General features: G+C 73.1%; 5 protein-coding genes. 3 read left to right on the plus strand and 2 right to left on the minus strand.

Features of this window, described 5'->3' with window-relative positions; translation table 11 throughout:
• Window positions 1-279 precede the first annotated feature (279 nt).
• On the plus strand, window positions 280-3,135 hold the full coding sequence (locus AB0M62_RS21425; RefSeq protein WP_366075847.1) for an AAA family ATPase: 2,856 nt from the start codon (window positions 280-282) through the stop codon (window positions 3,133-3,135).
• Window positions 3,136-3,141: 6 nt separating this feature from the next.
• On the opposite strand, the gene AB0M62_RS21430 is transcribed toward AB0M62_RS21425, so the two are convergent.
• The gene (locus AB0M62_RS21430) at window positions 3,142-3,699 is read right to left on the minus strand and encodes a sigma-70 family RNA polymerase sigma factor (protein WP_366075848.1); all 558 of its coding nucleotides are present in this window, start codon (window positions 3,697-3,699) and stop codon (window positions 3,142-3,144) included.
• Between the two features lie 425 nt (window positions 3,700-4,124).
• Here AB0M62_RS21430 and AB0M62_RS21435 point away from each other — a divergent pair, with 425 nt between their 5' ends.
• Window positions 4,125-5,003 carry a polysaccharide deacetylase family protein gene (locus AB0M62_RS21435; RefSeq protein ID WP_366075849.1) on the plus strand — a complete coding sequence of 293 codons (879 nt, stop codon included), beginning with the start codon at window positions 4,125-4,127 and terminating at the stop codon, window positions 5,001-5,003.
• Window positions 5,004-5,006: 3 nt separating this feature from the next.
• Here the strand turns inward: AB0M62_RS21435 and AB0M62_RS21440 are convergent, their stop codons facing one another.
• Window positions 5,007-5,675, minus strand: coding sequence for a class F sortase (locus tag AB0M62_RS21440; protein WP_366075850.1), 669 nt, complete (start codon window positions 5,673-5,675; stop codon window positions 5,007-5,009).
• Between the two features lie 334 nt (window positions 5,676-6,009).
• Here AB0M62_RS21440 and AB0M62_RS21445 point away from each other — a divergent pair, with 334 nt between their 5' ends.
• Window positions 6,010-6,528 (plus strand): hypothetical protein, encoded by a 519-nt coding sequence (locus tag AB0M62_RS21445; protein WP_366075851.1) that lies wholly within the window; start codon window positions 6,010-6,012, stop codon window positions 6,526-6,528.
• The last annotated feature ends 125 nt before the right edge of the window (window positions 6,529-6,653 follow it).

Raw genomic sequence — 6,653 nt, forward strand, 5'->3', positions numbered from 1 at the left:
GGGTATCGCCAGTTCGCCCCCGCTGGTGCCGTTCGTGCTCTCGGGCCGCAACCGCTCCACCTTCTCCCGGTCTGACTCGCACGCCGTGCCGTCACCGACGAGCCTTCACTCTCAGACACGCGCGACGGACGGGCTTTACTCAATTTGTCGCTGTGGTTTCGCTTTCTGTACGCCACGCGTTCGCGTGGGCCGCGCCTGAGACCGGGCGTACGGACCCGCGCGCGGCCGAGCCTACCGGCACACGGGTGGACTATCGCCCGGTCAGGCCGATAATGAGCCGTGCGGATCGGCCGGGAGCAAGAAGTGCATACGCTGCGTGAGCTGCTGCGTGCGGCAGCCGCTGGGCGCGGCGGCTCGGTGCTCGTCGAGGGCGAGCCGGGAGTGGGCAAGTCCGACCTGCTCGACGCCCTTTTCGCCGCTGCCGCGGGGCTCGGCGTCCGGGCCCTGCACGGGGCGGCGGACGAACTCGGCAGGCGCTTCCCGCTCCGCGCGGTCCTCGACTGCCTGTCCGGCGGCGGTACCGAGGCGGACACGACCCGTGCGGAGATCATGGAGCTGCTGCGTGGCGGCACAGGCGACGCCCGCGCCTTTGAAGCCGTACAGATGGCGGCGATGGACCTGGTCCACGCGCTGGTCGGCCGTCTGTGCGCAGAGGAACCGCTGTTGCTCGTGCTCGACGATCTGCAGTGGGCCGACGACGCCAGTCTGCTGGTCTGGCAGCGGCTGGCCAAGGCGGCGCCCGGCATGCCGCTGCTGCTCGCCACGGCCTGCCGGCCGGTGCCCGTGCGGCGCGAACTCGTACGTGTGCGGGCCGGACTGACCGAGCGCGGCACCCTGTCCGTCCCGCTCGGCCCACTGGCACCACAGGAGACGGCCCGGCTCGTCGAGGAGCTCGTCGGCGCGCCACCGGGGCCGCGGTTGCGCGGCCGGACCGCCCACGCCGGCGGGAACCCGCGCTATCTGCGGGAGATGATCACCGGACTCGCCGCGGAGGGGCAGATCACCGTCTCCGGAGGGCAGGCCGAGCACTTGGCCGGTCCGGAGGCGGGACGGGAGTCAGGGGCCGCGGGTCAGGAGTGGGCGCCCGAGTTCCTTCGGACTCTGCGGGACCGGCTCGGTTTCCTCGGCCGGGACGCCTACGACACGCTGCAGCAGGCTTCACTCCTGGGCACCGAATTCACCGTAGCCGAGCTCGCCGCCGTGGTGGCGCGTTCCGCCCGGGACCTCCTCGGTGCGCTGTCCGAGCCGATCGCCGCCGGTCTGCTGGCCGACGCGGGGGACAGACTGCGGTTCCGCCACGAGGTGCTCCGGCAGTCCCTGTACGCGGGCTTCCCCACCTCGGTCCGCTCCGCCCTGCACCGGGACTCCGCACGTGCCCTCGCCGCAGCGGGCGCGGCCCCGGCGACCGTTGCCGGACAACTCCTCGGCAACAGAGATCCGTTGGACAGCTGGGCGCTGGGCTGGCTTGTGGCGGCGGCGCAGGAGCTGATCGCCGCGGCGCCCGCCGCGGCCGCCGCGCTCATCGAGCGCGCCATCGGTCAGGGCCGTGCCGACGACCCCGCCCGCCACGTACTCGAAGAACGTCTCGCGGAGACCGCGTTGCTGCTCCGCCGACCGGAGTCGGCCGGACTGCTGGCGACGTTGCGCGACCGCGCACAGGATCCGGACCGTCGCTCCGCTCTCGGTTTCATGCTGACCTCGGCCCTGATGATCCAGGGCACCATGGCCGAGGCCCTGGCCGCGACCGAGGACGCACTGTCCGCTCCGGGGCTCTCCCCCGTGTGGCGGGTCAGGTTCTCGGCGTGCCGGGTGCTCTGCCGGGCGGACCTGGGCCAGGCGGCGCAGGCGTGCCGGGACGCGCAGGCGGTGGTGGCCGAGGCGGGCACGCTCGCGGACCCGGTGGCCCAGGCGGAGGCACACCATGCGATGTCCTACGCCCTGACCGTGCTCGGGCGCGGCCGGGACGCCCTCGCACACACCGCACGCGGCATCGCCTGCGCGCGCCGGTCGCCCGCCGCCACCGACATCGAACTGCTGCTGCTCGTCAACCACGCCGACGGGCTGACGGAACTGGACGACCCCGAGGCCGCGCGGCAGGCTCTGGAGGAGGCGCGCGACCTGGCCGTACGGACCGGGTCGACCGGACGGCTCGCCGGCATCGAGGCGCGCTCGGCCGGACTGCACTTCCACCGGGGCACCTGGGACAGTGCGGTGTCCGACCTCGAACGGGCCGCCGCCCGCCGGGTCTCGGACCCATGGCTGCCTGTCCTGGTACAAGGTGTGCAGGCCCTGATCCTCGGCCACCGGGACCAGCGGCCGCAGGCACTCGACCGCCTCGGCCGGCTCGGTCCCGGCGTACTGCGGACCGCGGGGGCCCTGCGCTACTGCGGCAGTCTGCTGCTCGCCCGCTCCCTCGTGGCGGAGCGCGAGGGACGGGTCGCGGACGCCCTCGGGGAGCTCCTGCCGGTCCTGACCGGCGAGTTCGCCGCCGGGATGTTCCACGAGTCCCATCGCGTGCTGCCGGACGTCGTACGTCTCGCGCTGGAGACGGGTGACACCAGGACGGCCGAGGCTGCGGTGGCGGTCTGCGAGGCGGCGGCCGCGGCGGCACCCGACTTCCCCGGTCCCGCGACGGCGGCCGTGCGCTGCCGCGGGCTGTTCGCCCAGGACCCCGAGGTGCTGGGGCAGACGGTCGCCCAGTACACGGGCGGCTCGTGGCCGCTGCTGCTGGGGCAGACGCTCGAGGACCTCGCGGTGGCGCAGGCGTGGCGGGGCGATCTCGCCGGCTCGCGAGCGAGCCTCGGCCGGGCGGTGAACGTCTACACGGAACTGGGCGCCCGGTGGGACATCGCCCGGGCGGACGCGCGGCTGAGGCCGCTGGGGGTACGCCGGGGAAGCCGCACCACCCGGCGCAGGGCCACCAGTGGCTGGGACGCGCTCACGCCCACGGAGCTGAAGGTCGCGACTCTGGTCGCGGAGGGGTGCTCGAATCCCGAGATCGCCGCCGAGCTGTTCCTCTCCCCCCGCACCGTACAGACGCATGTCTCGCACATCCTCGGCAAGCTGGGGATGCGATCGCGCACGGAGGTGGCCCGGGAGGCCGTCGCCCGGAACGCGGGCCGGGGCCTTCCGTAACATGCCTCAGCCGACCAGGTCGTAGCCGGGGAGTTCCTTGCGCAGGGTGCGCAGGGCGTAGAACGAGCGGGACTTGACCGTGCCCGGCGGTATGCGCAGCGCCTCGGACGTCTCGGCGACGGACCGGCCGCGGAAGTAGACCTGCACCAGCACGTCGCGGTGTTCCGGGCTCAGCGCTCGCACGGCCTCGCGCACATCGAGCGCGGTGACCGAGCGCGCCATGGGGTCGTCGGTAGAGGCGGACTGTTCCAGTACGTCCGCGCCGACCTCGTTGGGCCGGGCCTGGCGGGCCCGTCGCGCGTCGATCGCCAGCCGGCGGCCCACGGTGAACAGCCATGGGCGCATCGAGTCGTGGTCGCTCTCCAGTGCCTCCGGGTGCTGCCAGGCGCGCACCAGGGTCTCCTGCACCAGGTCCTCCGCGCGCTGCCGGTCGCCATACGTGAGGCCGAGCAGGAAGCCGAACAACGCCTTGCCGTGCTCCCGCTGAAGCTCGGCCAGCGCCCGCTCGTCGGTGCGCGGCCCCGTCGCGGTCGTGCCGGTGTGCTGCTGGAGGGAGGTGGACACCGTGAACGCTCCTTCGGGAAGACCGGTCGGCCGTGCGACCGCGGCCGCAGGGCCGATCACAGACTGGCCCCGTAAGCCGGCGGAGTTATCCGCCAGTCGGCGTATACGCGGCAGCACAGCGCCCAGCGGCCGAGCGGGCCCTTTGGCGGGTGCGGTGAACGGTCGAACGGTCGAGCGGTACGACGAACGGCACTCCGGACGGCCCGGCGGATCGCCTCCCCTCGGCCGTCGAGCGCCGGCAGGTTGCCGGGGGGCTTGGCCGGAGCCCGGGCCGGCAGGAATACGAGCCGGCCCAGCAGGCGGTGCGCCGGCACTGACCCGGCCGGCACTGCCCCACCAAGTCCGCTCGTCCCATCGGGTGCTTTCCCCGCCGTGCCCGGTGTGGGGCGGTCAGCCGGGCCGCCTGCCATGCAATGCCATTAGTCATGAAAAATGATGAACCGCTTTTTGAGCGCCGGGTGCTGCTGCGCACAGCCGTCTGCCTGGGCGCCGTGTACGCCGTCGGGGCACTGGTCAGGGATCAGACCGCCCCCTCGGGGCGACAAGCCCCCCGTGCGGCCCCCGCCCGGCCCGCGGCGGGGCCGGCGGCGGGGGCCGGCGCGGGCGTCCGGGGTAGCCGGCCGCTCGGCCCCGCCTCATACCGGCTCCGGCCCCTGACCGCCCACGCACCCCAGAAGTACCGGCCGGCCCTGCCGCCGGTGCGGCGCAGGCCGATCCTGCAGCTGCCCCCGACCGACCGCAGCATGGTGCTGACCTTCGACGACGGGCCCGACCCGCGCTACACCCCCGCCATTCTGCGGACGCTGCGCCGCCACGACGTCCGGGCGATGTTCTTCGTCTGCGGGGGGATGGCCGCCCACAACCGGGACCTGCTGCGCGAGATCGCCGACGACGGGCATGTCGTCGGCAACCACTCCTGGTCCCACCCACTGCTCACCAGGCTCCGCCGGCCGACGATCGCCGCCGAGCTGGGCCGCACCAGCGACATCGTGGCCCGTACGACGGGAGTGGCCCCCGTGTGGTTCCGAGCGCCGTACGGAGCCTGGAACCGGTGGGCGTTCGAGATCGGCGCGGAACTCGGCATGGAGCCGCTCGCGTGGACCGTGGACACGCTGGACTGGACCGAACCGGGTACGGGGACCATCATCAGGCGGGTACTGGACGGCGCGGGGCCCGGTGTAGTGGTCCTCTCGCACGACGCCGGCGGCGACCGGTCGCAGAGCGTCCAGGCACTGCGCACATATCTGCCGGAGCTGCTGGATGCGGGCTACGGCATCACACTGCCGGCCCTTCCGCGGTACTGACGGTCAGCGGGTCGCGATCATCCGGGCGAAGACGACGACATTCCCGTCGTAGCCGCCCGTCTTCGAGTAGCCACCGCCGCAGGTGATCACCCGGAGCTCCGGGTAGCCGGTGTCGCCGTAGACGAGGGCGCCGGGGAAGTCGTCCTTGCTGAACACATCGACGCCATACACCTCGAAGACCGCGACCCGCCCGTCGTACCGGGTGATCTCGACCCGGTGGCCCTTCCTGAGGGACCCGAGCTTGAAGAAGACCGCGGGCCCCGAGTCGTTGTCGACATGGCCGACGACCACCGCCGTGCCCCGCTGCCCCGGTGCGATGCCGTTCAGATACCAGCCGGCGAGATTGGAGTCGGCCGGTGGCGGTGCCTCGATCCACCCTTCGCTGTCCAGGCCCACCGTCATGACAGGTGCGTCGACGTCGATGGCGGGAATCCGCACCCCCTGGACCGAGGAGTGCATCAAGGCGCTGAGACCCGCGGGCGGCGTCGGCGCGGCAGCGGAGAGGGAGTCGGACCGGCCGTCTACGGCGGCCGCGGCGGCGGGCTGCGGCGGGCCCAGGGGCACATCGGCGCCGTTTCGCATCATGGCGAGCCCGGTCAGCATGACCAGAGCCAGAACACCCCAGGGGGAGCGCCGCCGTCTGGACTCCGTGCCGGTCTCGTCCTCGGTCATGGTTCTCCCTTCCCGACGCGGTCCGTCCCCGCGTTCACTGCGCCACTCAGCACGCTAAGCGCGCGCGTGGAGGGCGGCGAGGAGAGAAGGGCGAACGGGTGGCGACTCCGGTCCGGGTGCATCCATCCGAGTGTTGATCCGATCATCCCCCTGACGGTCTGTGACCTGCGGGTCCGTCTGTTCCGGGCGACTCCGCCCCGGCGTGTCGCCTCACCGGGGCGGACGAGTGCCGAAATGCGGTGATTGCGCGGTCCGGTGAGTGTTCGTCATGGGAGACGTTCTCGTCGAATATCCCAGGGCACCGCCCCGGGGCGTTTCCCTGATGGAGGTTCACATGCGTGCTTCACGCGCTCTCTCTGTGGTCGCCGCCACATGCGCCGCGGTCGCGCTGTCCGCCCCGGTGGCGACAGCTGGCAACGCACCCAACGGCGGTTCGAGTGGCGGTAACGGCGGGCCGCGCAATGTCACGGTCAACCTTCGGCAGGTCCACCAGGGCAGCACCATTCAGGTGAGTGCCAGTGGCTGCGACCGCGGTGGCCTCGTGTCGTCCAATGACGGCGCGTTTCCGCGTGCGGAACTGTCGGCGGGCTCCGTCGGATTCGCCACGGTCCGGATCAATGATCAGACGTCCCCGGGCCGACGCACGCTGTCCGTCAGGTGCAACGGCGACACGCGGATCGCGAACGCCCAGTTCACCGTGCTGCAGGGCCGAGGCTCCCAGGGCGGTATCGGCGGGTCGCTCGGCCCGACCTCCACCGAGGTCGGGGTCGGCGGAGGTCTGGTCGCTGCGGCGACCCTTGGCGGTGGCGTGTACGTGATGCGCCGTCGCCGCGCGCTCGGTGGCCGGGCTTGACCGGCCGAACCTCCCGGTCGGCCCTGCAACCGCCCGTCGCCCCGAGTCCTGGCCCGCGGGCCGGGCGGCCGGGGGGGGGGCGGGGGCGGGGGGGGGGGCGGGGGCGGGGGGGGGGGGGGGGCGCG

The organism is Streptomyces sp. NPDC051219 (genome assembly GCF_040682335.1).
Lineage (GTDB): Bacteria > Actinomycetota > Actinomycetes > Streptomycetales > Streptomycetaceae > Streptomyces.

Excerpts from the sequence above, each read along its gene's own strand:
- AB0M62_RS21440 (WP_366075850.1), bottom strand. The coding sequence starts at position 5,675 with ATGACCGAGGACGAGACCGGCACGGAGTCCAGACGGCGGCGCTCCCCC.
- AB0M62_RS21435 (WP_366075849.1), top strand. The coding sequence starts at position 4,125 with ATGAAAAATGATGAACCGCTTTTTGAGCGCCGGGTGCTGCTGCGCACA.
- AB0M62_RS21445 (WP_366075851.1), top strand. The coding sequence starts at position 6,010 with ATGCGTGCTTCACGCGCTCTCTCTGTGGTCGCCGCCACATGCGCCGCG.